Genomic DNA, 25,203 nt, shown 5'->3' with positions numbered 1-25,203 from the left:
GTCCAGTAGATTCTGACCGAGTGACTTTAGTGGGTCTTTTCTTCTAAGCCTCGTAATACTAACATGAAAAAAAAGGGTTGTGCGGAATAACATCGTTTTGTTAATACCCCTTAACACTTCTGTATTAAAAGTAAGCATTAATTACAAACAAAAGGCAATTGTGACGAATGTTACAACAAACAATTGTTTTTTGTAATATTATGATAAGGCTTTTTTAAGTGTAAAAGGACGAAAATAGTGCAATATACACCTTCACCAAATAAACATTTGTTAATAACCCGTCAATTGTATAGCTAATACGATACCCTTCTAATGTTTCAGGCACAAAAAAACTGCTGACACATGGTCAGCAGCAAGCAATATTATTGAATTTCGGCGACTGTGAATTTAGTTTCGGACAAAGCTTTTGTGTACTCTTCCTTTGAAATTTCACGTTCTGTTTCCACATTGGCCATTTTAGCTTCGAGGTCCACGATAACCCGGTCCACTCCTTCTAATGCTGTAAAGAGGCGACTAACCGTTTTGGAGCAACCTTCACATTTCATTCCTTCTATTAACACTGTTTGTTTCATATATTTTCCTCCCCTTTTATCTATTTGATGGTTTAAATCTCTTTAATCTTAACGCATTTAACAAAACGGATACAGAACTAAAGCTCATCGCTGCACCTGCAATCATCGGATTCAATAACGGACCACCAAATAAATGGAGAATTCCCATTGCTACTGGAATACCCAAGATATTATAGGCAAAAGCCCAAAACAGGTTTTCTCTTATATTGGTAATGGTTGCTTTACTCAGCTCAATGGCCGTTGGCACATCCATTAAATCGCTATGCATCAATACGATATCCGCCGATTCAATTGCCACGTCAGTCCCTGTTCCAATTGCGATTCCAATATCTGCTTGTGCCAGTGCCGGCGCGTCATTAATACCGTCCCCAACCATCGCTACCTTTTTGCCTTCTTTTTGTAACAATTCAACTTGACTCGCTTTGTCTTCCGGCAGCACATCACTTAGTACGCGATCGATGCCGACTTGACGAGCAATCGCTTCAGCAGTCCGTTTGTTGTCGCCAGTCATCATGACAACACCGATACCCATTTTCTGGAGTTTGCGAATGGCTGCTTCACTGCTCGCTTTTAGCGTATCTGCAACTGCAACAATCCCTACCAAACGGTTATCCATCGCAATATACATCGGTGTTTTACCTTCTTCAGCCAAACGATTTGAATTTTCTTCAAGTTCAGAAAGATTAATATGATGAGTCATCATAAGTTTTTTATTTCCAAGCAGTAAAGCTTTCTCTTCAATTGCCACACTTATACCGTGTCCCGGTAAAGCTTCAAAATTGGTGGCCTTCAATAAAACCATCCCTTTTTCTTCAGCCGCTGTTACTATTGCTTCACCCAAAGGATGTTCAGACCCTTTTTCAGCAGATGCCGCCAAAAGAAGCAATTCGTTTTCTTCTATCCCATTTACAAGAATATCTGTTACTTTCGGTTTCCCTTCAGTTATCGTCCCAGTTTTATCAAATACGACCGTTTGGATGCTATGGGTCGTTTCAAGTGCAGCACCACTCTTTATCAAAACGCCATTTTCAGCACCTTTACCTGTTCCTACCATAATAGCAGTTGGTGTGGCCAACCCCAAAGCACAAGGACAGGCAATAACAAGCACTGATATAGTAATCGTTAAGGCGAACACCCATGACTCTTGTCCCAGGAAATACCAGGCCAATCCGGAAAGAACCGCTAAAACAATAACAATCGGAACAAAGATTCCAGAAATTTTATCCGCTAATTTGGCAATTGGGGCTTTCGAACCTTGCGCGTCTTCGACTAACTTAATGATTTGCGCCAAGGCGGTATCTTTCCCGACTCTTGTAGCGCGATATTGGATTGTCCCATTCTTGTTAATACTCGCTCCAATGACAGAATCCCCTGGTTTCTTCTCAACAGGCATACTTTCTCCCGTCAACATTGCTTCATCTATGGCAGTTAAGCCTTCGATCACAACCCCGTCAACAGGTAATTTTTCACCAGGTCGTACGACGATTACATCATCAACTTGAACGGCCTCAACTGGAATTTCGATTTCTTTATCATTACGAAGGACGTGCGCTGTCTTGGGTGCAAGCCCCATCAACTTTTTAATCGCTTCTGACGTTTTACCTTTCGATACTGCTTCAAAATATTTTCCCAATGTAATTAAAGTTAAAATGACTGCAGCTGATTCGTAATAGAGTTCCATGGCAAAACTTGTTTCGCCCATAAATATTTTAAATGTTCCATAAAGGCTATAAATAAAAGCCGCACTCGTTCCTAACGCAACCAAGGAATCCATGTTGGGATGTCCTTTAGCAAGGGCTCGGAAACCACCCGTAAAGAATTTTTCCCCCAGCACCATTACCGGGATGGTTAGAACCAATTGTGTGATAGCAAAATTTGAAGCGTTATGCATGGGATCAATTAGAGACGGAAGGGGCATCCCTACCATATGTCCCATCGAAACATATAACAAAGGAATTGTGAATACCGCCGAAATCCAAAATCTCCGCCACATTTCTTTAATATGCGCTTCTTTCTTTTCGCGGTCCAGATCTACTGATTCATTGGATGTCACTTGTTCGGTCGCTTCGTAACCAGACTCCGCAACTGCTTTCGTGATATCGGATATACTGATTGATGCAGGATCATAATTAACGACCATTTTTTCGGTAGCTAAGTTCACCGAAGCATTGCCTTCACCTACTAATTTTAAAGTCGCATTTTCCACCGTTTGTGCGCAACTAGCGCAAGACATCCCTTCAATAGCAAAGGTCATTGTTTGCAGGGGTTTTAACACTTTATATCCCGCATCCGCAATAGCTTGTTCTATTTTAGAAATTTCAAAATTGCTATCTGTGTCGAAATCAAGCTTTTCCGTGGCTAGATTGACGGAAGCATTTTTGACACCAGCCACTTTACTTGCGGCTTTTTCTACAGTTTGGGCGCAGCTCGCACAAGACATCCCTTCTACTGATAATGATTCATGTTTCATATAACATGCCCCTCCTCGTGGTTATGGTGACAGTTACACTGCCCTTTTAAGCACTGACAATGAATGACATCGACTGCGTCATTTACTTTAGCTGCAAGTGCTTCTTCTAATAATTTTATGTCATTTTTACTTAATAAAGAATTTGTGATTAATTCAGCGATGGTGCTTCCGACCTTTGTTGCACAGACATGGTCAAGCACTGTATTCGTTAGTTCACGCACGCTGTCTTCTTCGGAAATCACTGCAGAGTACAAAAATCTTTTGCCATCAGCTACTGTCGAAACAAATCCTTTATCTACCAAACGCCCGATTAAAGTTTTAATCGTCGCTGCTTTCCAATCCATCTTTTCACTTAAAACTTGCGTTATTTCCCGACTGGTCACTGGTTGATTGGTCCAAACGACGCGCATGATTTCCCATTCAGCATCGGATATTTTAGGTGTTGGTGCTGTTTGCATATTAAGCATCCTTTCCTTTTTATGTTTACATGTGTAAACTTGTTTATACCCAATAGTTTACACTTGTAATCGAACGGTGTCAAGCAAAGGAATATAAAGTTTGTAATTTTTGACTTTTTTATCGACTAATCCTATACTTCAATTGTATTGGTTGCGTTTACAATAAAGAGAAAGGAATGGTTGAAGATGTCCAAAATCAGTATATTTGGTAGTGGAAATATGGGTTCCGCTTTGAAAGCTCGGTTTGAAGACGCTGGTAATTCGGTAGAATTTATTGGGCGTGAGGATGAAGTGAAACCGCTTGGAGATATTGTTGTTTTTGCAGTACCTTACCCTTCTGTAAAAGATATCATCAAAAAATACAAAGCAGAGTTAACAGGAAAAATCATTGTAGACATCACTAACCCTTTGGACTTTAATACGTTTGATGATTTAGTTGTGCCTGCAGATAGTTCAGCCACAGCTGAAATCGCAAAAGAACTGCCTGATTCTCATCTATTGAAAGCTTTTAATACCACGTTTGCGGCTGTATTAGCAAATAAGACCGTGGGCGATAACGTTAAACCGAGAGTACTGGTAGCAGGCGATAGTGAATCCGCCAAAGAAAAATTAATCGATGCAGTAGAGGGTTCAGGCTTAGATATCCTGGATGCCGGCAAATTAAAACGTGCTCGTGAACTGGAGGCAGTCGGCTTACTTAACATCTCGCTAGCGGCTGCAGAAAAAATCAGCTGGTCACAAGGATTCCACTTATACAAATAAAATAAACTGAGCAAGGCACCTAGCCTTACTCAGTTTATTTTTTATGAATTGGTTCAGAAGTTAATAAACACTTATTAGATTCTTCCTTATAATTGCCCCATATTTCTACTTGCCATAGCCCAGTGTTCACTTGAACAGGACAGACTAACCTACCTTTTGTTAAAGGAAGGTCTAAATAAATACTCCCATTATGGTATATCTTGACCCTTGCCGGTTCAGCATGGGCTTCAGTCAAAGCACGCGTAGCAGCGCCAATATAGGATGCTGCTGAATCATAGATTGGATCATTGGCATTTTTTATTTTTGCTATAATAAGATTTCTTTCCTTTCTTTAATATCAATTTCAATATATAACTTGCAATTTACTGCCTCCATTTTAAACGTTTGATTCAATTGGAGGTCTTTAACGATAATCAATTAACTTATACACGTTATCATCAAAAATTAAATTTGTCAACCAAACAAAAACCAGCCATAATGGGCTGGTTTTTGTTTATTCTGCCAACAAGGCTTCAATAGTGTCCAACAAACTTGTTGAGTCATTGTCCCCTATCTCATATGTAGCCACCGCTTTAACAGAGGGCTCCGCATTTCCCACAGCATAACTGTGAGTGACTTGTTTAAGCATCTCAATATCGTTGGGGCTGTCTCCGAAGGCGGCACACTCATCCACAGTAATGCCCCATTTTTCTTGCAACATTTTCATGCCCAGGCCTTTATTGATATCAGGTAAAAGAATATCCACAAATCCAAAACCACTACCCACAACAGATAGGTGACCGCCTATTTTTTCTTCTAAATATTCCAGGACGTCCGGCACTTCGGTAACCTGGAATACGGTGGTAAAACTCAAGATTTCATCTTCAATTTCATGTAAGTCCTTCACTTCTTCTATGTTTAAATAATACTCCTTGAAGATATCAGCGTATTTTTGATCTGCTCCTTTAGGCAAATAACTCCCTTTTACCCCACACAAAAGAAATGGGACATTACTATATGATTGGAGCGCACTAATTCCTTTTTGGACCATTTCTTCTTCCATTACTGCCGAAAGCAGAACCTCATCACCATGAACGACATAGGCACCGTTTTCTGCTACAAAAGTTATCCGGTCTTCTAGATTTTTAAAATAGTATTTGAGCTTAGGTAATTGATTTCCACTTGCACATACAAATCGAATCCCTTTTTCATCCATGCGATCCAATAATTTTTCAAAACGCGGACGGTCATACGTTTTCTCTGAATTCAAGAATGTTCCATCCATATCCACTGCGATCAGTTTAATTGCCATACATGCACCTCTCAATTATGATGCTTCTATTTTAACAATTAACTGCCCAAATAACCATTTTTACAAAAAAAGAACATGCAGTTATTTTGCATGTTCTTTGTTATCTTCGCTAGACATTAATTTTTCTGCAATCATCAATAGAATAGGGATGAGCACATCATCCGCGTATCCCGCCATTGGAATGACATCCGGAATAAAGTCAACAGGACTCACTATATAGAGGATAATCCCCAGAACCATCAATTTCCTGCGTCGTTTTACTTTCGTGTCGAACAAGGAAGTGACGAGTGATTTCACTTTGGTAACAGGGGTACGTGTCTTTTTCGCTCTCATTTGCATCAGGCATCTTCCTTTCCGTTCAATTCTTTGATGCATAGTCATTATAGTAGAAATTGTTTTTCGATAAATCAGTCTTAAGGATGAAAAATGCCTGATTCGATTTGGCAATCGAATCAGGCATTAAACTAAATTTTAACCGCGTACTCAGAACGTGCTTCTATCAGGGCGTTTTGGATTACTTCCATCACGCGCTCTGCGTCCTCTTGGGAGTTCAGAATATCGTAATCAGCAATGCTTATTTTAATTTTCGCACTGTGATTATAATTTTCAAACCACGCCTCATAATTATCAAACAACAAACGATAATAGGCTAATAAATCTGGATTGTCCTTGATTTGTTCGAAATCGCGTCCACGCTCTTGGATACGTTCCAAAATCATTTCAAAGGGTCCATCTAAATAAATTAATAAGTCCGGAGCTTTTTTCGGAATTCCTTGTAGTTCTTCCATCATATTTTCTAGCAAATCGTTATAGATATCCATTTCTTCTATAGAAATGTTACCTTGCAGGTGGTTTACATGGGTGAATAATGCATCTTCATAAATGGAGCGATCCAACACGTTGTTATCGTCCACCAATGCATCTTTAATACTTCTAAAACGTGCATTTAAGAAGTAAATTTGTAGGCTGAATGCCCATTTTTTTGGATCATCATAAAATTTATCAAGGATGGGATTGTAGTCAACACTTTCGTAGAAAGCTTGCGTTCCCAACTTGTTAGAAATCATTTTTGTATAGGTAGATTTTCCTGCACCAATCATCCCCGCTAAAACTAACACACTCATCATATCCCTTCCTTTTTGTCTTAATTCATCAAGGAATTACAACATGTTGCATCATACCATAAAACCTACCACAATATGTAGCCACAATAATATTTTATTTTAAAAAAAGCTTTTAAGCATTTTTTGCTTATATATGTAGGAGGTGTTAGTAAATATGATGAAGAAATCAGAAACATTGTTGCTGTTGGAATCATTGGCGGCGAGGATGGCAACAAATACTGAACTACAAAAACAGCTTTCCATCAATATGAAAGGATATTTAGGAGAAATTAATTATCGAACCTTATTGTCAGGTTTTTTTACCCTTTCAGATTTATATCTTGAACCAAAAAACGGTCAAAGGTTCCAAGTCGACCATTTAGTATGTGTTGCTGGATTCATCTTCATTTACGAAGTTAAGAATTATAGCTTTGAATGGGAATACAATGAAGAATATTTTTCCAGAAGTGAAAAACTTGAAATCCCAAATCCCCTGATTCAATTAACCAGAACTAAGCATAATTTTAAACAGCTATTGAAAGAAATGGGCTTTGGCCACATACCTGTTAAAGCAGCTGTTGTTTTTGTTCATTCAGAATTCACCCTGTTCAACGCTCCACGAGGGAAAGCTCTTATATTACCTACACAGATTCCTGAGCACATTGAATATATAAAACAATTCCCCAAGCCAACAACAGAAATTATTGATGCCGCTGAGGTTATCCAAAAGTTGGCTTTGAAACCTGAAGTATTCAGGAAAAACATTCCTGATTATGAATATCATGATTTAAAGAAAGGTCTTCGTTGTGTCCAATGTGGGTCTCTTGATTTAATTGTCAATTCTAAAAAATACAGTTGTTCCGATTGCTTGGCTTCAGAAAAAGTCTCACTCACCATCCAAATCGCAGCCGAATAGCTTTGTAGATTGTTTCCCGATATAAAATTAACAAGTAAGATTTTACAGGGTTTTTGTGGGGCATCGGTCAGCCAACAACACTGTTCCAGGGTCTTGAAGGAAAATTTTAAGGTTATCAATAAAAAAAGAGGAGCCTATTACATATAATCAAGGATTTAAAATGACTAACATCGCAATTTTCTTCAGTAAGTCACTTTAAAATTATTTAAAGTGAATTGCTCCATCATTTTTGGTAGTAAGTCACTTTGTTTAAATTAAAAATGACTTAGTCAGCTTAAAAACCGACTAAGTCATTTTAAATTCAGGTTATTCTGCTAGATAAGCTTCGTAGAATTCTTCTACTTTAGCTGGATCAGCCACTAACTCATTTCCAGTATCCACTAATGGAGAAACTGTTGAGTATGCTGGTAGTTTTTTACCGTCGTAAGCAGAGTTGATTTCTTCTTGGTTAATTGAGAACAATACTGCTTTACGCAAGTTTTCGCTTTCGGAAACTTCTCGTCCAGATGTGTTGAACAGCATGTAAGCTACACCGTTACTTGGCATGCTTTGCAATGCTAGAGACTCATCTTCTTCAACGATTTCATATTTAGTTTCGTTCAATCCATATAGCAAGTGGATTTCGCCTGCACGTAGAGCGGACAAAGCACTGTCAGCATCTGCTATGAAACGAACGGTAACGTTTTTGATTTGAGCAGTTTCTTCTGTTTCTGGGCGGTAGCCAGGGTTTGCTTGGAAAGTTGCTTCGTAATCGTCTTTTGAAGTCATGATGTAAGGGCCGCTTGTATACAAGTGATTATCGCCATTGATAACTGCACGTTGGTCACCATATGCAATATCAGTTGCCGGGTCGAACGACGCAATATCGTAAGTGTTGACACTTTCAACTTGTTGTTTTGAAACAATACCAGCTGATTGGTGGGCCAAGTAGTTCAGTACTTGCGGGAAAGCCTCAGTTGTCGTTAATTTAACAACTTGATATGAACCTTCATCATTGTTAACTTCTTCTGCCGCTTCAACTGTATCAGAGATCGGCGCATCCAATCCTTCTTCCAATGCATCCAAAACATTTCCTGAACCATCAGATAACTGAACGTCTTCCAATTCAGTAACATCAGATACTAATTCTACCGTATCGATATGTTCGTGCAGAGAATAAGTACGGTGATCTGGAACAGAGTTTGCATCTTTAGCGCGTTCCAATGAGAAAATAACATCTTCACCACTTACCATCAAACCAGTATCAACCGCTTCTCCATTTTCAACAGCCGCAAAGTTGATATCATCACGTAATACGAAATAAAATTCAGAATTACCTTCAGCGATAACGTGATTATATGAAAGTGAACCATCAGAAACGACTTTGTCGTCGTCAGTCAAGTTAACCAAACGCACATACATGTTTGTATTTAATTGGTTGATGGAACCGTCATTTCCTTTGATTGGATCTAGGGAAGTAAGATCGCCCATTGTTTGTGTCAGCATCAATGTGTCTGTTTCATTTTTCGCTTCATCCACGAAAGAAACAGGTTCCCAAGCGAATGCACGTGATTTCGAAAGACGGATAGAGTCACCGTTTAATACTTCTTTGTTATAAGCCTGTGCTTTTAAGGATGTGTAAAGTGGTGCAATATATGCTTTTTCAGTAACCAAAACATCTTCCAACTCTTTATAGGTTGCTTGGTATTCTTCCGGTGTTTCTACAGCAGCTTGATTGATTAAAGCATCCACTTCTGGATCAGACATGATACTGTAATCACCATCAGTGATGAACAATGAACGCACTGCGTAGTCTGGGTTACCTGTAACAGTCGTCCAGCTTGAAATGGCTAGGTCATAGTTACCAGCTTCTTTTTGAGCCGAGAAGCTTGCGTAGTCCGGTTGTGTGTTTAATTTTACGTCAAAACCATTTTTCATTAATTGGTCACGAACGATATTCATGTCCGTTTCGTTTGCACTCGAACCCAAAATTTCAATGGTTGTTTTCTCTGTGGTTTGCGAAACATTCGATTCAGCATTTGACCCTGTATTGGCATCATTTTCTGTTTGCACGGAGCAAGCAGCCAATACCAGTGCAGCGGATGTAGCCAAGAACGGTAATAATTTTTTCTTCATTATATGTAAACCTCCAATTATATTTTTTCTTTAATTTAATTTCGGATCGGTCGCATCACGCAATCCGTCACCCAAAAAGTTGAATGATAAAACTAATAAAATAATCGCCAACCCTGGATAAATAGCCAGGTATGGGTTGGTTTCTAAATATTGACTACCGATTCTGAGGATATTTCCCCATTCCGGTACGTGGGCTTCAACACCCAAGCCCAGGTAGCTCAAACTACTTGTTGAAATAACCGCCGTACCGATTGTCAATGTGGAACGGACAATCATCGGCGCCATTGCATTAGGGATGATATGTTTCAAAATCAACGTTTTATTATCTTGTCCCAATGCCCGCGCTGCCTCTACGTATTCATAGTTGGCCACTTGCATCACGTTGGCGCGCATCGTCCGTGCGTATGATGGAATTGATCCTAGACTTAAAGCGATAATCAAGTTCGTTGTGGAAGCACCAAAAGATGCCACAATCGTAATTGCCAATAGCATACCTGGAATTGCGTATAAAACATCCAGCAAGCGCATAATCACATTATCGGTCGTATTTCCATAAAATCCAGAAATAGCACCTAACGTCCCACCAACGAAAAACGGTAAGAGCGTTGATAACAAGCCAACCGATAAAGATATTTGTGAACCAAAGATGATTCGTGAGAAAACATCGCGACCGTAATTGTCTGTTCCAAATGGATAAGCCAATGACGGGGGTTGCAAAATATTACCGTAGTTATTTTGAACGGCAAACGATTCGCTGAAGGAATAGTTACTGGTCAGAGCAATCGAAATCAAGAAAGTGATGAATGATAATCCCAGTAATGCAGCCTGGTTACGGGTCAGTTTCTCCCGGACGCTCGTTTGCCTTCTCTCACCTGCTAAATCTTGATTGGTTTTATACATCGAAACAGCCACTAAAATGGCCATTACATTTCCAACCAAAGCGGTGAGCCCTAGCAAACCCAACACAGCAATTTTCACATTCCTATTCCAACCATACCACTTTTGCCCCATCACCACGATTAAAATGTGGAATAGCAATATTGCAAGCAATAGGTATAAAGTCGGTAAAAAAGTATTGGAAACAAAGGGTTTGAATAAATTCAGGGCCGTGAGGGCAATGAGCATCACATCAACCAAAACCATATATATGGAATAAAGAAAACCGACATTCGGATTTTTCTTCAAAGCGACCATGCCTGATAAATAAGTGAAGATATTTCCAGCGAATAGCCCTACCACCAAAACGATAGTCATTATTTTGAAAGCCAGAGGTTGGTTGTCCGCATCAATACGCGTCTGTTTGATTCTACCTAACATCAGGGAATGAATTACACTTAAGGCAGCATGGACCATCCCTAAAATAAACAGCGGCACCTTTAAGGTAAAAGGATTTAAATCAACACTCAATATCAGAAATAAAACCGTCATTCCCCAACTCAAACCGCTGTTAAATTGAAAATAACGTAACATCTGTCTGCCGCGATAACTTTTCATCATGGTTATCACCCCCTACCTTTCTGGATTCGGGAACGAATACGTGGATCCAGGAAACTATACAAAACATCGATGAACATATTTACGACTGACAAGATGATGGCGATATAAATGACGCCACCCATCACACTCGGAATATCCGGAATAAATTGCTTATCAACAATGTAACTTCCGATTCCGTTAATGTTAAACACTTTTTCCGTTACAGAGGATCCACCCAACATGCCCCCGAATTGCAGACCTACAACCGTTACGATCGGAATCAAGGCATTTGGAACAGCGTGGCGCAGAATGACACGCGTATGCGATAATCCTTTGGCACGCGCGGTTAATATATAGTCTTCATTGATGACTTCCAGCGTGGATGAACGTGTCATCCGTGCTACCGATGCCATCAAGCCGGTCCCCAGAACAACGGCCGGCATCAAAAGCGACCAAGTGTTGCTTGTACTATATGTAGCGGGTAACCAACCGAGGTTAATCGAAAAGTTCAAAATAAAAATCAAGCCTTGCCAGAAACTCGGGATTGAAATACCGATCAAAGCAACCAACATGAACAAATTATCGAAGGTTGAGTTTGCTTTGACTGCCGCATAAATGCCGGCTGGTAAAGCAATGGATAATGACAATGTCAAAGCCATGAGTGTTAATTGCAAGGTAACCGGGAAGCGTCGCATAATGGTGGATACCACTTGCTCGTTTCCTTGGTAGGCATTGCCTAAGTCAAAAGTGAAAATACCTTTGATGGTCCTGCCTAACTGAACCAAGTAGGGATCATTCAAACCATGAAGTTGGCGGAAAGCTTCGTACTGCTCTTGGGTCGCCTGATCACCCAGAATATTTACTGCCGGGTCTGATGGCGAAAAATACAACAGTGTGAAGACAATCACCGTTACGCCAACGATAACAAATAACATCATCACCAAACGATTCACGATATAGTTTAAGGTTGGCAAGGAAACCACCAACAGATAGAAATACATCGGCCATCCCAAAATAAAGGATAAAATAAACCCTGGCCACGAATCAAGTATATCAAGCGTTGTCTTCAGATAACTTTGTGGGTTTATAATTTTTTCAGTGTAATAAGTCTCTTTCATCCGGGTAATTTCTTTGCCGGATTCCAGTTGGAAAATCTTTTCCACATCAGCCTTCACCTGTGCAGCTGATTTTTGGATATTTAAATAGCTATTTTTATTTTTTTCTTGCTTTTCAAGCTTGTTTCTTAGTGCCTCTGCTTGACCACTTTTTAAGAATTCCGCTTGCCAATCGGGTTCATTAACGTGTTTGCCCCCTAAAAAATGCTTAGCCGCGACAACAATATGAAATAAAATCCCAAAAAATATTAATCCAAAACGCCAACTTTTTTTACGGTAGGCCCGCTCATAATAATAGTGAATGGATTTTAATAAACGAGCATCTTCTGCCACAATCGTTTCCTCCCTTTTCCATAAAAATAAAAAATGCCCTCAAATAACCGGCTAAACAAGCCTGGCTATTTAAGGGCAAAAATAAATTTGCGGTTCCACCTTAACGAGACACCCTGCAGATGGGGTATCATTCTCAATCAGTACACTAAAAAAGGATACTGCTTTGCTATAACGGGCAAACCCGTTATGGGCTGATAAACACTCACCCATACGACTCCAAGATGCACTTCCAAATATTGTCCTAGTTCCCCTCACACCAAACGGGACTCGCTTTGCTATTACGCCACTTGTACTTTTCTTTTCATAGTCATTCAATATTAAAATATTCAAATCTGTAATGAATAATATATCAGAGGGGTTTTTTTTCGTCAAGCATTTTAACTTACTTTTTTTCAGTCCAATAATAATAAAGACTTTCATTTTTTTCAAAGTCGTGCTATTTTTTGATAAGCTAAACAGATAACCAAGAAAGGACAAAATCATGACCAATATATTATCCGTAAATAATTTATCCGTTTCCTTCACAACGGGTTCCACAGTCCAGAAAGTCGTCTCTAATGTCTCTTTTGACGTTGCAGCCGGTGAAACAATTGGACTTGTGGGCGAATCCGGCAGTGGGAAAAGTGTGACAGCCCGCTCAATCATGCAACTTCTGGCACCAAATGCCCATTTACACCCTGAATCCAGCATCGTGTACATGGGGAAAGAATTAATGAATTATTCAGAGAAAGAAATGCAACGTATCCGAGGCAATGACATCGGGATGATTTTTCAGGACCCGATGACTTCCTTGAACCCAACCATGACCATGGGTAAACAAATCACGGAATCTTTACGTTTTCATGAGAAATTGAGTGCTAAAGACGCAGAAAAACGGGCTAAAGAAATCATGGCAGATGTCGGTATCAATAACGTTGACTATCGTTATACACAATACGCTCATGAATTTTCAGGTGGCATGCGTCAGCGGATGATGATTGCCATGGCTTTAGCATGTAATCCATCCCTGATTATCGCTGACGAACCGACTACTGCTCTGGATGTAACAATCCAAGCCCAAATATTACAATTATTAAAAGATTTACAAAAAAGATATGGAATGGCCATCATTTTAATTACGCACGATTTTGGCGTAGTAGCGAATATGTGTGATAATGTCGTCGTGATGAAGGATGGTAAAGTAGTCGAAAAAGGCTCAACTCTTTCCGTTTTTCGAAACCCGCAAAACACGTACACAAAAAAATTATTGGCTGCTATTCCAAACCTGCATAAAGAAAAATCAGTACAGCAACGTAAAAAATTGGCAGAAATCCACGCTGGCAAACGCGAACCAATTTTGGAAATCAGCCAACTAACGAAAGCTTTCCCTTACGGACGCAATCAGCAAGTCACTGCCGTCGACCATTTGGATTTCACTATTTTTCGCGGTGAGACACTCGGTTTAGTGGGTGAATCTGGTTCTGGAAAATCAACAACGGGCCGAACTATCTTGCGTTTACATGAACCTGATTCTGGCGAGACTATCTTTGAAGGGTTTAACATTAACCACCTTAAATCTAACGAACTAAAAGCCATGCGCAAACACATGCAAATGATTTTCCAGGATCCTTATGCTTCCCTGAATCCCCGGATGAAAATCCAGGACATCATTGGTGAGGCACTTGATATTCATGGTCTGGTAAAAACAAAAGAGGAGCGTAAAAATCGTATCCTTGCATTGTTGGAGTTAGTTGGATTAAATGCCTCTTTTGCGGAACGTTATCCGCATGAGTTTTCCGGTGGCCAACGTCAACGGATTGGAATTGCGCGGGCTTTAGCTGTTGATCCAACTTTTATTGTTTTGGATGAACCTCTATCTGCCCTGGATGCTTCCATTCAAGCGCAAATTGTGGAATTATTGGAAGAACTACAAGAAAAACTTGGTTTGACCTATCTATTCATTGCCCATGATTTGGCAATGGTTAAACAAATTTCCGATCGCGTGGCAGTGATGTACAACGGTAAAATTGTAGAGCTTGCTGACGCTGAAGAATTATTCGCTAATCCGGTTCACCCCTATACCAAAAAGTTATTATCAGCAATCCCCATTCCTGACCCAACTTATGAAGCGAACCGCGAAGCTGTGGTTAAGGTTGAAAGCGAACTGAAAGAATATCAAGGGGAGTCTTTCAAGGAAGTTTCCCCACATCACTGGGTATATTGCTAAAAAGGAGCGGTTAAATGTCTCTGACGTTACGAACTATTAAAATTAGCCTCGCGGCTTTTATTGCCATTTTGGTGGCAAATTTTGTGGGATTATCTTATTCTGTCTCCGCTGGAATCATTGCGATTCTGAGTGTCCTGGATACAAATAAATCTTCTTGGCTAACAGCTATACAGCGTGTTATTTCAACTGTTTTAGCACTGGGAACGGCAGGAGTTTTATTTCATTTCCTGGGATTCGAAACACATGTATTTGCTATTTACCTTTTAGTTTACGTTCCACTTGCGTATAAATTGGGCGTCGAGTCTGGTGTTGCCCCCTGTTCAGTTTTAGTTACCCATCTCTTGCTGGAAGAAAGTGTCGCTTGGAGTTGGATCAGCAACGAATTATTTTTGATGTTGATTGGGGCAGGTATCGCCATTTTAGTAAACTTGTACATGCCGTCGAATGAGGGAAACATTTTAGCATTGATGAATGCTTCTGATAAAAAAATGAAAGATATTTTAGTCGACATGTCGGATGCTTTACTGCGTAACAGTACAATGACCCCCACAGAACTAGATGATTTGGAAACTATGTTGGATCAAGCTTCAGATTTGGTGTTAGCAGAGTCTGAAAATCGTCCGTGGAAAGAATCCCATTACTATCTGAATTATTTCGAGATGCGCAAAAATCAAAATCGTGTATTACGTTATATCCAGCAAAATATCTCCCTCTGTACAATACCGGTTAAAGAAGGAAAAATATTGTCCGGTCTCTTGTATTTGACCGCTGACCAGTTACACGAATTTAATACCGGTGAATACTTACTGGAAGATATCAGATTATTACTAGAAGAATTTCGCAATAGTGAATTGCCACAATCACGGTCAGAGTTTGAGAATCGTGCTTTGCTATTTCAAATCTTAAATGACTTTACCCGCTTTATTCAGATAAAAAAATCATTTTATGATGAATACGGATTGAATACAAAAAAATAGAGAGCAGCGTCTGAAATGGCGCTACTCTCTATTTTTATTATTCAATACTTAAAAAGATAATTCCAATGATAATTGCCGTAATAGCCAGGTATTGCTTGGTTGTTAATTTTTCTTTCAAGAAAATGCGGGACAATATTACTGAGACCACAGAATACGCAGAAATCATGGGTGCTACAACCACTGCATTTGAGCTAATGGCATACACATAGAAGAATTGACCGAGTGTTTCGAAAACAGCCGCCAAACCACGATCTTTTTGATCCTTGAATTTAAATGACTGTTTCTTGATCATCACGACATATACAAAAGCAATAACAGCAACCAATAGCCATGTAAATTCATATGACAAGTTGGCTTGCATTTCCAATGTACCGTCATCCACTGGTGCATAAAAATCAAAGAACCAAGCGTCGGCGAAAGTTCCTAGTGAATCCAAAAGTGCATATAATAGCGGGAATATTAATGCCAAAGCACCATATTTATATTTACGATCGACCACTTCTTTATTTTCCAATCGCTCTTTTTCAGCTAATTGATGTTCGAAAACACCCAACAAAATAACGCCTACCGTGATCAAGGCTACTGCCCAGAATTGAATCGACGTCATTGTTTGTCCAAGGAAAATAAACGTCAACAATCCGGCAATGGCACCAGACGAATTTTGCACAGGTGATGAAATGGATAATTCCAAAAAGCGCAATCCGGCATAACCAACTGCCATGGAAACAATATAAAAGAATGAGACCGGTAAGTATTTAATTAAATAACTTGGATCGTATTGAATACCCTCAACCAGGAGTACATAGACGGCATGCAGTCCCATAACTAGACCGACCATGATAACCGTTTTTAGGTAACTGTATTTATCAGCTGGATCGGCACCTTTCTTATAAAATAAATCAGCTGTCCCCCATGCAACAGTGGCAACTATAGCGGGAATGAACCACCACATTCCTATCAACTCCTTTGAATTTTATTTTTAATACTGTATGAGTATACTAAAGGTAGGCCCTAAAGGACAACCATAAATTTCATTTTATGTATGCAAGCGTTTTAAGCATATCATTGGCTATTTTTTAAAATAGGTGTTACACTATTTGTATATTATGCGCATTAAATTAATAGCGCGTTATGGAGGGAAATATTTATGAAACTAAAAGCTCAAAAAAGAGAAAGACTAGGTACGTCTGCTTCTAAACAAGCTAGAAACGACAATAAAGTACCTGCTATCATTTATGGAACAGACGTGGAAACTACTCCTGTCTTGATTGACCGCAAGGAATTCGATGATGTGTTGCGCCAACTTGGACGTAACGCTGTTTTCAACATTGAATTAGATGGAAAGGAAAGACAAGTATTGATCAAACACGTTGATCACTCTGCTCTAAAACCAGAAATTTATAACGTGGAATTAAATGCACTTAAAAAAGGTCAAAAAGTTACTGTCCCAGTTACCATCATTCTGGAAGGTCTTGATGATGTTAAGGAAGGTGTCGTAACCCAAACCTTGAACGAGGTTGAAGTGGAAACTGACCCAGCCAACATTCCATCAGAAATCACGGTGGACGTAAGTGAATTGGTTATTGGAGATACAGTTCATGCATCTGAACTATCGGTTCCAAAAAACGTTACTGTATTGGCTGAACCAGAGGAAACAGTAGTGGTTGTTTCAGCACCGCGTGTTGAAGAAGAGACAGCTGAAGGAGACGCTGAAGCAGCAGAACCAGAAGTAATTGGTGAAAAAGAAGAATAATGTCAAAAAGCCTCGAGATTTTTCGAGGCTTTTTATTATGTCCAAAATTCATTGAGTTTTAGACATGATTGTGTCATACTTTTATTAGAAAATCCTCATTTGAAAAAGGAGTATCAATTATGGCATTAACTTATCACAGTACACGCGACAAACGCCTAACAGCTACCGCTTCACAAGCTATATTAACTGGAATTGCACCAGATGGCGGATTGTATGTTCCAGCTTACATCCCTAAACTGTCTTCAAATCTAAACGAGTTAGCTGAAAAGTCTTATGAAGAAATCGCCTTAGTAGTTTTAAAAGCTTTCCTCAGTGATTTTACCGAATCTGAGCTAAAAGAATGCATCACCGTTTATCGTGAAAAATTTGCATCGGATGTTATCACGCCGCTTGTCGAAGTAGGCAATAAACAGTATTTGGAACTTTTCCACGGGCCGACGATTGCTTTTAAAGATGTTGCACTGTCTATTCTACCTAAATTCATGACAATAGCTGCCAAAAAAAATAACAACGACAAAGAAATAGTCATATTGACCGCCACGAGTGGTGATACGGGAAAAGCAGCTTTGGTCGGATTCGAGGATGTTCCCGGGACAAGAATTATCGTTTTTTATCCTAAAAACGGTGTCAGCGAGTTCCAGGAACGCCAAATGCTGACTCAAACAGGGGAAAACGTTTCTGTTATAGCCATCGAGGGGAACTTTGACGATGCTCAAAGCCAGGTTAAGGCCTTGTTCGCTGACCAAGGGCTTCGCTCTAAGTTGGCAGATCATAACCTGCAATTTTCTTCGGCGAATTCCATCAACATTGGCCGCCTAGTCCCACAAATCGTGTACTATGTGCATGCTTATGCTCAGTTGCTGAAATCCGGTAAACTTAAAGTTGGGGAAGAAATGAATGTTTGTGTCCCGACTGGTAACTTTGGGAATATTTTAGCGGGTTACTATGCGAAACAGATGGGATTACCTATTGCGAATTTGATTGTGGCGTCAAATGAGAATAATGTCTTAACCGATTTCTTCAAATCTGGCTCATATGATCGCAACCGTGATTTTATTCTTACCACTTCCCCTTCCATGGATATATTGGTTTCCAGTAATTTGGAACGGTTGTTATACCACCTTACAAATGAGGACGCAGGTTTGATAAAGGAATACATGACTTCTTTATCTACAGAAGGACAGTATCAAGTGACTGCTGAGATGATGAGTAAAGCAACTGATTTTAAAGCGGGCTTTGCCACTGAAGAAAATGTACAAACACAAATTAAGGCTGTTTATGATGAATCAGGTTATACGATTGATCCACATACTGCAGTTGCCGCTTATGTAGCTGATCAGTTTCAGGATGACAAACCAATGGTGATTGCATCCACTGCCAGTCCTTATAAATTCCCAGAAGCGGTTCTAAAAGCTTTGGATCCAGAATTTAACATCACCAACTTGGAATCCGCATTAAACAAATTGCATGAATGTGCCAAGCAGCCATTCCCCCCTGCAATCCAAGAAGCGCTTCATGGGGAAATTCTGCATCATACCGTTGTGCCAGTGCAAGCCATGAAGCAAGCGGTAATTAATGAACTCGGGCTCTAAAGTCTGAATATTCGAATATCCATATTTATTCCTCTATAATGGGCTTAGAAACCCAAGGAGGAATTGATATGGATATTTTTATTTTGTTGGCCTTGTTGCTTATTTTTTCTGTTCTACTATTCATTCTTTATCGCATGGCTGCTAAGCATGTAAAATTCACGACCCGTGTTTTTACTGCCTTGATTATAGGTCTTGTTTTTGGAACGATCGTGCAGCTTAGTTTCGGTTCCGACAGCCAAACGACAACCACTTTCATTGATTGGATCAATATCGTTGGTTCAGGCTACGTAAGTTTATTACGGATGTTAATAATGCCGTTGATTTTTGTATCAATTGTCGGTGCCTTTACTAAAATTGAACAAACAAAAAATCTCGGTAAAATCAGTGGCTCGGTATTGTTTACTTTACTGGCTACGACAGCTGTTGCCGCATTCATCGGTTGGGCTTTTGTCCTGATTTTTAATCTGGACGGTGCGCAATTTACTCAAGGGGCGGCAGAAGCTGCTAGGATCGAGGCTTTGGCTGAACGCCAAACACAAGTGGAAGGATTAACCATTCCAGGACAAATTCTATCGTTTATTCCAACCAATATTTTTGAAGATTTCGCTGGCTTACGAGACACATCCACGATAGCCGTGGTGATTATTTCCTCGTTTACAGGTTTAGCGTATATGGGGATTAAACGTAAAGAACCTGAACATGCCGCTACTTTTAGAAAAGGTTTGGACGCTTTACACGCTATCGTTATGCGTATTGTAACATTGGTGTTGCGACTAACTCCCTTTGGTATCCTGGCGTTAACTACACGGATGATGGCGACCTCGAGTTTCCAGGCGATTATCAATTTGGGTATTTTTGTCCTTGCTTCTTATGCCGCCCTCATTGTGGTTCTGCTTGTTCATTCCGCTATTTTGATAAGTCAAAAAGTGAGTCCGATAGCTTATTTCAAAAAGGCCTTTCCAGTTTTGAGTTTTGCTTTTACGGCACGATCCAGCGCGGGGGCATTACCCCTTAATATTAAAACGCAAACGGAAGCCATGGGCGTCGATGATGCTTCAGCAAACTTCTCGGCTAGTTTTGGCGTTTCAATTGGTCAAAATGGCTGTGCGGGTGTTTACCCCGCTATGTTAGCAACCATCGTAGCTCCGACAGTAGGCATTGATGTGACAAGTATCGGTTTTATTCTAATTTTAATGCTTGTAGTCACAATCAGTTCTTTCGGTGTAGCGGGTGTCGGTGGTGGTGCAACGTTCGCTGCCCTTATTGTCTTGAGTACACTAAACTTACCGATTGCGATTGTAGGTTTGGTTATTTCGGTTGAACCTATTATCGATATGATGCGGACAATGATAAATGTGAACGATTCTATGGTTGCGGGTATTGTATCGTCCAATGTAATCGGAGATTACGATAGCTCTATCTTAATGAATCCCGAAGCGACAGTGGAAAGAGAAAGTCTATAATAGATTTAAGCCAGTCCTTGCGGCTGGCTTTTTGTTTGTTTATTGCATATATAAATTCTGGTATGATGATAGTGACTTATAACTGAGGAGAATGATGATGAGAGAAAAAGATATCCGTTACCTAGAAAAATTTTATCAAAAAAATAAAACGGGACGCTTGGAAGCTTTAATTCAATCAGGGTTCCTGGACGAAGAAAAAGCGGCTGCTTTCAATGATGATTTGGCTTTAGCTCCGGAAATCGCCGACAGCATGATCGAAAACCAACTTGCAACATACCAACTACCTTTTGGACTTGCATTAAATTTTTTAGTTGATGATGTTGCATACGTTGTTCCCATGGCCGTCGAAGAGCCTTCTGTTTTAGCAGCGGCAAGCTCTGCGGCGAAGCTATTTGCTGCTCATGGGGGCTTTCAAACAGCAGTTACTCCCCGAACGATGATCGGGCAAGTTATCTTAACGGAAATTCCTGATTGTCGAAAAGCGATTGCGGTGTTGGAAGACGAGGAAATCGAAATTATTCAGACCGCTAACCAAGCCCACCCTTCCATTGTCAAACGTGGGGGCGGCGCGGATGCGATTGGCGTGAGACATATTGAAGCGGACGTAGCATCAGGCTCCCCTGAATTCTTAATCCTACATCTTTATATTGAAACATTGGAGGCGATGGGTGCCAATATTATTAACACGATGATGGAAGCCAGCATTCCTTTGGTTGAAGAATTATCGGGTGGGAAGGCCTTAATGGGAATCCTTTCCAATTATGCGACTGAATGCTTGGCAACCGCGACTTGCCGCATTCCTGCTGATGCATTGGCAAAGGGAAACTGGAGTGGCGAAGAAGTTCGAGATCGCATCATATTGGCTTCTCAAGCGGCAACAGTCGACCCTTATCGGGCAGTGACACACAATAAAGGGATTATGAACGGAATCGACGCTGTGGTGTTGGCGACGGGGAATGATTGGCGTGCCATTGAAGCGGGTGCGCATGCTTATGCTGCTCGAAGTGGCCAGTATCGTAGTTTATCCAAGTGGACAAAAGGTGATAATGGCGATTTAGTGGGTGAGCTTACCCTACCTCTGCCAATAGGAACGGTCGGAGGATCCATTTCATTCCACCCAGGAGCAAAAATGGCGCACGAATTAATGGGACATCCGGATGCAGAAACACTGGAATCGATCATTGTCTCAGCTGGTTTGGCACAAAACTTTTCTGCCATGCGGGCACTAGTCACTGAAGGCATTCAACGCGGACATATGGGGCTCCATTCCCGTTCGCTTGCAATCAGCGCTGGGGCGATCGGCGAAGAAATCGCCATTGTCTCTGAACAATTGAAACAAGTAAAAAATATGAATTTGGCAACCGCACAAGAGATTCTGGAAAAACACCGGAACAGTCGAACCCTTTAACAAAAGAAAGGGAGTGTGACAAAAAGTGGTTCGGGGCTGCCTTTTGTCGCACGTTTAGAATACAGATATTCGTATACAGGAAGGAGGGTGAGACTTTTGTCTCACCCTCCTTCTTTTAATTAGTTTATTGGAATTTTTTTGCAAATTCAGCGAACGTTTCTGCAACTTCTTTCAAGAATGCAGCTGTGTCTTCGTTAGCAACTTCACCGCTTTCCCCTAACAATTCGCCAGCATTACCTATATAAACTTCTGGTTGTTGAAGTGTTGGCATATCCAGGAAAGTCAATGCTTGGCGTAACGCATGGTTTGCCAAAGATGCTGCTAGACCGGATATTGATTGCGAAGCAACCAAAGCTGGTTTGCCAGCCCATACATTTTGTCCCCACGGACGAGATGCAACATCCAGGGCGTTTTTCAAGGCTGCGGGAATACTACGATTATGTTCTGGAGTTGCAAAAATGATTGCATCTTGTGCAGCCACTGATTCACGGAATTTCGTATAGACTTCTGGAGAATCAGCATCATAATCTTGATTATAAAGTGGTAAATTATCAATTTCGAGATACGTTACCTCTGCATCCTCAGGTAGTCCTGCCACAATACCATTTGCTAATGTTTTTGAGAAAGAATTTTCACGAATTGATCCAACTACTACACCATATTTAGTCATCAAAAAACTCCCTTTCTAATGTCGTAATATTGCCTTACATCTATAACATTAACATTTCGAATTAGAAATAACAAGCATGATGATTTGCGATTAGCCAATACCGTAAAAACGTTTATGCTCTTTCACAGCTACTAAACGAACTGGTGAAGCATCTTCTTCAGCTGGTATTGTTAATTCACTGCCGTCTTGCGGTAGCACTTTAGAAAAAATATCCTCGTATTGGGATACTGATATTTGTTTGCGGTTTGCAAATAATTCTTTGATTTTAGTTGTTGGTAAATTTTTTAGATAACCATCTACTAAAGTACCACTAAAAAATTCCCCAACCGCACCTGAACCATAACTAAACAAACCAATCCGATCCCCAGCTTCTAATGCTTCACTTGCTGTCAAAAGCGAAAGTAAGCTTAGGTACAAGGAACCTGTATAAATATTTCCGACGTTGCGGTTTAGCACTGTACTTGCTTGATAGTGATTCATTAACGCTTGTTGCTTTTCATAATCAGTTTCTGTTAATACCTGGCTCAATGCTTTTTTACCCATCTTTGTATAAGGCAAGTGAAAACACAGTGCTTCAAATTCCGATAGCGTACGACCGGTTTTCTCTTTATAAGCTTTCCAGACTTCAGCGAAGAAGGCAACGTATTGTTCATTTGAATACTGTCCATCCACCATTGCATATTCTGAATAACTCGGACGCCAGAAATCCATAATATCGCGGGAATAGAAAGTAGCATCAGCTTCCAATGTTAAAATACGTGGGTTTGCAGTGATAAACATTGCAATAGCCCCACCACCTTGGGTAACTTCTCCACCAGTCGCCAAACCATAGCGCGCAACATCAGAGCCAATGACCAGGGCTGCACGATCTGGGTGAAGTGTTACATAATCTTTTGCCATCTGTAGTCCAGCAGTTGCGCCGTAGCAGGCTTGCTTGATTTCAAAAGAACGGGCATGTGGTTGAATTCCCAATAATTCGTGCACATAAACAGCCGCTGATTTAGACGCATCAAAGCCACTCTCTGTTCCAACAATAACCAAATCAATTTTATTCCGATCCGTATCATCGATAACTTGTAATGCTGCATTCACTGCCATCGATACGATATCTTGGCTCAGAGGTGTAACAGCCATCTGTTCCTGACCGATTCCAACTGTGTATTTGCCTGGATCATCACCACGCTCATTTGCTAATTCAACCATGTCTACATAATAAGGGGGTGCATAAAATCCTATTTTATCTATACCTATATTCATACATTTTCCTCTTTCTATAAGTATTTATTATCATGTTAAAGTGTTTTGGAGTATAAAACAAGCAACTTTACCGATATTTATACAATTTTCAATGTTTGCTATTTTAGATTTTGTTATCCATGTTAAAATAATGGATACGAAAGGAATGATTATTATTAAAATTGTTATCGATAGTGACGCAAGTCCAGTGAAAGATATCGTTATAGAAGAAGCTGGAAAACGCGATTTGATTGTTGTTCTGGTAGCGAGTTATGCCCACTTTTCCAATAAAGTGAATCCTTCACACGTTGAAACAGTTTACGTCGATTCTGCAAAAGAAGCTGCAGATTATCGAATCATGCAGCTTCTTAATAAAGATGATATCTTAATTACCCAGGATTACGGACTGGCTTCCTTAGCATTAGGTAAAAAAGCTATCGTCCTTCATCATAAAGGGTTCCAATTCGATAAAAATAATATTGTTGGTTTACTGGAATCTCGCTATTTAAGTGCACAAATACGAAAAAGCGGGAAGCGTACAAAAGGCCCAAAACCTTTTACTCAGGAAGACGCACAAAAATTCAGGTCACTATTAATTCATACGCTTGCTCAATAATGCCTCAAATTCTTTTTTGCGTTCTGCGAACAATTCCTGATTAAAATCATAGGTTTCAGCTTCTGAGACAGCCTTTAAGCGTTCCATTTTCATGGTCCATCCGGCCAAATCTTGCGCCAAGTTTTCAAAATTATAAGGAAGAAATTCTTGGAAATGAACGATTGTTTTGTCCGGGTCTACTTCCTTGAGATTAAAACTTACCCGTCCTGTAGCCCATTCATAACTGAGAATGGCTTCTTCTACATACTCCAGAAGCGGCATTTCTTCGTAAAAATCGCCTTGTACAAAGGATAGTTTCCCATCCTCTGGTAAATTTTCCGCCTGCATTTCTGGAAACCACTGGATAAGACCTTCTGTAGTAGCCAGTAATTGCCAAACGTTGGATTTTGCTACGTTAATTTCAGTATCAATTATTAATTGTGCTTCTTTACCATTTTCAAATCTATATAACATGACTATTCCTTCTTTCAGCTTTCGTAGGAAAAGAATACCATATATGGAAGGAAACTTCCTTTTAAAAGTATGCGACAAAAAGAGGGTGAGACTTTTGTCTCACCCTCCTTCCTGTATACGAATATCTGTATTCTAAACGTGCGACAAAAGGCAGCCCCGACGCCACTTCACGAATAATGCTCAGATGGCCTGCGACCATCTTGCGCTTATTCGCTCCA

22 protein-coding genes, 1 pseudogene and 1 other annotated feature are annotated in these 25,203 nt (G+C 40.1%); of the genes and pseudogenes, 10 read left to right on the top strand and 13 right to left on the bottom strand.

The window, feature by feature from the left end:
- Nucleotides 1-362: 362 nt before the first annotated feature.
- The 3 genes from ACTU7M_RS08355 to ACTU7M_RS08345 are packed head-to-tail and all read right to left on the bottom strand — an operon-like array spanning nucleotide 363 to nucleotide 3,500.
- The gene (locus ACTU7M_RS08355; RefSeq protein WP_443473932.1) at nucleotides 363-572 is read right to left on the bottom strand and encodes a heavy-metal-associated domain-containing protein; all 210 of its coding nucleotides are present in this window, start codon (nucleotides 570-572) and stop codon (nucleotides 363-365) included.
- A 16-nt stretch (nucleotides 573-588) separates the two neighbouring features.
- Nucleotides 589-3,042 (bottom strand): heavy metal translocating P-type ATPase, encoded by a 2,454-nt coding sequence (locus ACTU7M_RS08350; protein ID WP_443473931.1) that lies wholly within the window; start codon nucleotides 3,040-3,042, stop codon nucleotides 589-591.
- Nucleotides 3,039-3,500: a CopY/TcrY family copper transport repressor gene (locus ACTU7M_RS08345; RefSeq protein WP_443473930.1), complete on the bottom strand. Its 462-nt coding sequence runs from the start codon at nucleotides 3,498-3,500 to the stop codon at nucleotides 3,039-3,041. The genes ACTU7M_RS08350 and ACTU7M_RS08345 overlap by 4 nt, the downstream gene beginning before the upstream one ends.
- A 186-nt stretch (nucleotides 3,501-3,686) precedes the next feature.
- Here ACTU7M_RS08345 and ACTU7M_RS08340 point away from each other — a divergent pair, with 186 nt between their 5' ends.
- On the top strand, nucleotides 3,687-4,262 hold the full coding sequence (locus ACTU7M_RS08340) for an NADPH-dependent F420 reductase (protein ID WP_443473929.1): 576 nt from the start codon (nucleotides 3,687-3,689) through the stop codon (nucleotides 4,260-4,262).
- 493 nt (nucleotides 4,263-4,755) lie between these two features.
- On the opposite strand, the gene ACTU7M_RS08335 is transcribed toward ACTU7M_RS08340, so the two are convergent.
- From ACTU7M_RS08335 to ACTU7M_RS08325, 3 genes are all read right to left on the bottom strand, one after another.
- The gene (locus ACTU7M_RS08335; RefSeq protein WP_443473928.1) at nucleotides 4,756-5,553 is read right to left on the bottom strand and encodes a Cof-type HAD-IIB family hydrolase; all 798 of its coding nucleotides are present in this window, start codon (nucleotides 5,551-5,553) and stop codon (nucleotides 4,756-4,758) included.
- Nucleotides 5,554-5,634: 81 nt separating this feature from the next.
- On the bottom strand, nucleotides 5,635-5,892 hold the full coding sequence (locus ACTU7M_RS08330) for a YkvA family protein (RefSeq protein WP_443473927.1): 258 nt from the start codon (nucleotides 5,890-5,892) through the stop codon (nucleotides 5,635-5,637).
- Between the two features lie 125 nt (nucleotides 5,893-6,017).
- Entirely contained in the window at nucleotides 6,018-6,677 is a 660-nt protein-coding gene (locus ACTU7M_RS08325; protein WP_443473926.1) for a deoxynucleoside kinase, read from the bottom strand.
- A 157-nt stretch (nucleotides 6,678-6,834) separates the two neighbouring features.
- Between ACTU7M_RS08325 and ACTU7M_RS08320 the strand changes: the two genes are divergently transcribed.
- Nucleotides 6,835-7,572, top strand: a complete 738-nt coding sequence (locus tag ACTU7M_RS08320; RefSeq protein WP_443473925.1) for a nuclease-related domain-containing protein — start codon at nucleotides 6,835-6,837, stop codon at nucleotides 7,570-7,572.
- Nucleotides 7,573-7,878: 306 nt separating this feature from the next.
- On the opposite strand, the gene ACTU7M_RS08315 is transcribed toward ACTU7M_RS08320, so the two are convergent.
- Genes ACTU7M_RS08315 through ACTU7M_RS08305 form a run of 3 tightly spaced genes read right to left on the bottom strand, consistent with a single transcriptional unit; the run spans nucleotide 7,879 to nucleotide 12,611 of the window.
- The gene (locus tag ACTU7M_RS08315; RefSeq protein WP_443473924.1) at nucleotides 7,879-9,687 is read right to left on the bottom strand and encodes an ABC transporter substrate-binding protein; all 1,809 of its coding nucleotides are present in this window, start codon (nucleotides 9,685-9,687) and stop codon (nucleotides 7,879-7,881) included.
- 30 nt (nucleotides 9,688-9,717) lie between these two features.
- On the bottom strand, nucleotides 9,718-11,184 hold the full coding sequence (locus tag ACTU7M_RS08310) for an ABC transporter permease (RefSeq protein ID WP_443473923.1): 1,467 nt from the start codon (nucleotides 11,182-11,184) through the stop codon (nucleotides 9,718-9,720).
- A 5-nt stretch (nucleotides 11,185-11,189) separates the two neighbouring features.
- The gene (locus ACTU7M_RS08305; protein ID WP_443473922.1) at nucleotides 11,190-12,611 is read right to left on the bottom strand and encodes an ABC transporter permease; all 1,422 of its coding nucleotides are present in this window, start codon (nucleotides 12,609-12,611) and stop codon (nucleotides 11,190-11,192) included.
- Between the two features lie 68 nt (nucleotides 12,612-12,679).
- Nucleotides 12,680-12,925 (bottom strand) — a binding site (T-box leader).
- A gap of 167 nt (nucleotides 12,926-13,092) precedes the next feature.
- Between ACTU7M_RS08305 and ACTU7M_RS08300 the strand changes: the two are divergent.
- From ACTU7M_RS08300 to ACTU7M_RS08290, 3 genes and pseudogenes are all read left to right on the top strand, one after another.
- A pseudogene (locus ACTU7M_RS08300) lies at nucleotides 13,093-13,902 on the top strand (ATP-binding cassette domain-containing protein); the annotation flags it as partial.
- A gap of 18 nt (nucleotides 13,903-13,920) precedes the next feature.
- Nucleotides 13,921-14,817, top strand: a complete 897-nt coding sequence (locus ACTU7M_RS08295) for an ABC transporter ATP-binding protein (protein WP_443473951.1) — start codon at nucleotides 13,921-13,923, stop codon at nucleotides 14,815-14,817.
- A 14-nt stretch (nucleotides 14,818-14,831) separates the two neighbouring features.
- Nucleotides 14,832-15,794 carry an aromatic acid exporter family protein gene (locus ACTU7M_RS08290; RefSeq protein ID WP_443473921.1) on the top strand — a complete coding sequence of 321 codons (963 nt, stop codon included), beginning with the start codon at nucleotides 14,832-14,834 and terminating at the stop codon, nucleotides 15,792-15,794.
- A gap of 37 nt (nucleotides 15,795-15,831) precedes the next feature.
- Here the strand turns inward: ACTU7M_RS08290 and ACTU7M_RS08285 are convergent, their stop codons facing one another.
- Nucleotides 15,832-16,746, bottom strand: coding sequence for an EamA family transporter (locus tag ACTU7M_RS08285; protein ID WP_443473920.1), 915 nt, complete (start codon nucleotides 16,744-16,746; stop codon nucleotides 15,832-15,834).
- Between the two features lie 195 nt (nucleotides 16,747-16,941).
- Here ACTU7M_RS08285 and ACTU7M_RS08280 point away from each other — a divergent pair, with 195 nt between their 5' ends.
- The 4 genes from ACTU7M_RS08280 (at nucleotide 16,942) to ACTU7M_RS08265 (ending at nucleotide 22,010) form a co-directional block, all read left to right on the top strand.
- A complete protein-coding gene (locus ACTU7M_RS08280) occupies nucleotides 16,942-17,547 on the top strand; it encodes a 50S ribosomal protein L25 (RefSeq protein ID WP_443473919.1) in 606 nt (201 codons plus the stop codon).
- Between the two features lie 119 nt (nucleotides 17,548-17,666).
- Nucleotides 17,667-19,139 (top strand): threonine synthase, encoded by a 1,473-nt coding sequence (gene thrC / locus ACTU7M_RS08275; protein ID WP_443473918.1) that lies wholly within the window; start codon nucleotides 17,667-17,669, stop codon nucleotides 19,137-19,139.
- A gap of 68 nt (nucleotides 19,140-19,207) precedes the next feature.
- A complete protein-coding gene (locus ACTU7M_RS08270; RefSeq protein ID WP_443473917.1) occupies nucleotides 19,208-20,602 on the top strand; it encodes an L-cystine transporter in 1,395 nt (464 codons plus the stop codon).
- Between the two features lie 97 nt (nucleotides 20,603-20,699).
- The gene (locus ACTU7M_RS08265; protein ID WP_443473916.1) at nucleotides 20,700-22,010 is read left to right on the top strand and encodes a hydroxymethylglutaryl-CoA reductase, degradative; all 1,311 of its coding nucleotides are present in this window, start codon (nucleotides 20,700-20,702) and stop codon (nucleotides 22,008-22,010) included.
- A 124-nt stretch (nucleotides 22,011-22,134) separates the two neighbouring features.
- Here the strand turns inward: ACTU7M_RS08265 and ACTU7M_RS08260 are convergent, their stop codons facing one another.
- Complete coding sequence (locus ACTU7M_RS08260; protein ID WP_443473915.1) at nucleotides 22,135-22,680, bottom strand: NADPH-dependent FMN reductase; 546 nt, start codon at nucleotides 22,678-22,680, stop codon at nucleotides 22,135-22,137.
- Nucleotides 22,681-22,770: 90 nt separating this feature from the next.
- Complete coding sequence (locus tag ACTU7M_RS08255; RefSeq protein WP_443473914.1) at nucleotides 22,771-23,937, bottom strand: hydroxymethylglutaryl-CoA synthase; 1,167 nt, start codon at nucleotides 23,935-23,937, stop codon at nucleotides 22,771-22,773.
- A 154-nt stretch (nucleotides 23,938-24,091) separates the two neighbouring features.
- Between ACTU7M_RS08255 and ACTU7M_RS08250 the strand changes: the two genes are divergently transcribed.
- A complete protein-coding gene (locus tag ACTU7M_RS08250; RefSeq protein WP_443473950.1) occupies nucleotides 24,092-24,532 on the top strand; it encodes a YaiI/YqxD family protein in 441 nt (146 codons plus the stop codon).
- Here the strand turns inward: ACTU7M_RS08250 and ACTU7M_RS08245 are convergent.
- Nucleotides 24,509-24,985, bottom strand: a complete 477-nt coding sequence (locus ACTU7M_RS08245; RefSeq protein WP_443473913.1) for a hypothetical protein — start codon at nucleotides 24,983-24,985, stop codon at nucleotides 24,509-24,511. The genes ACTU7M_RS08250 and ACTU7M_RS08245 overlap by 24 nt on opposite strands.
- Between the last annotated feature and the right edge of the window lie 218 nt (nucleotides 24,986-25,203).

The organism is Jeotgalibaca sp. A122 (genome assembly GCF_052266715.1).
Classification (GTDB): Bacteria; Bacillota; Bacilli; order Lactobacillales; family Aerococcaceae; genus Jeotgalibaca.
Note: the sequence above shows the minus strand (reverse complement) of the source record. Positions and strands in the feature narration are given on the sequence as shown.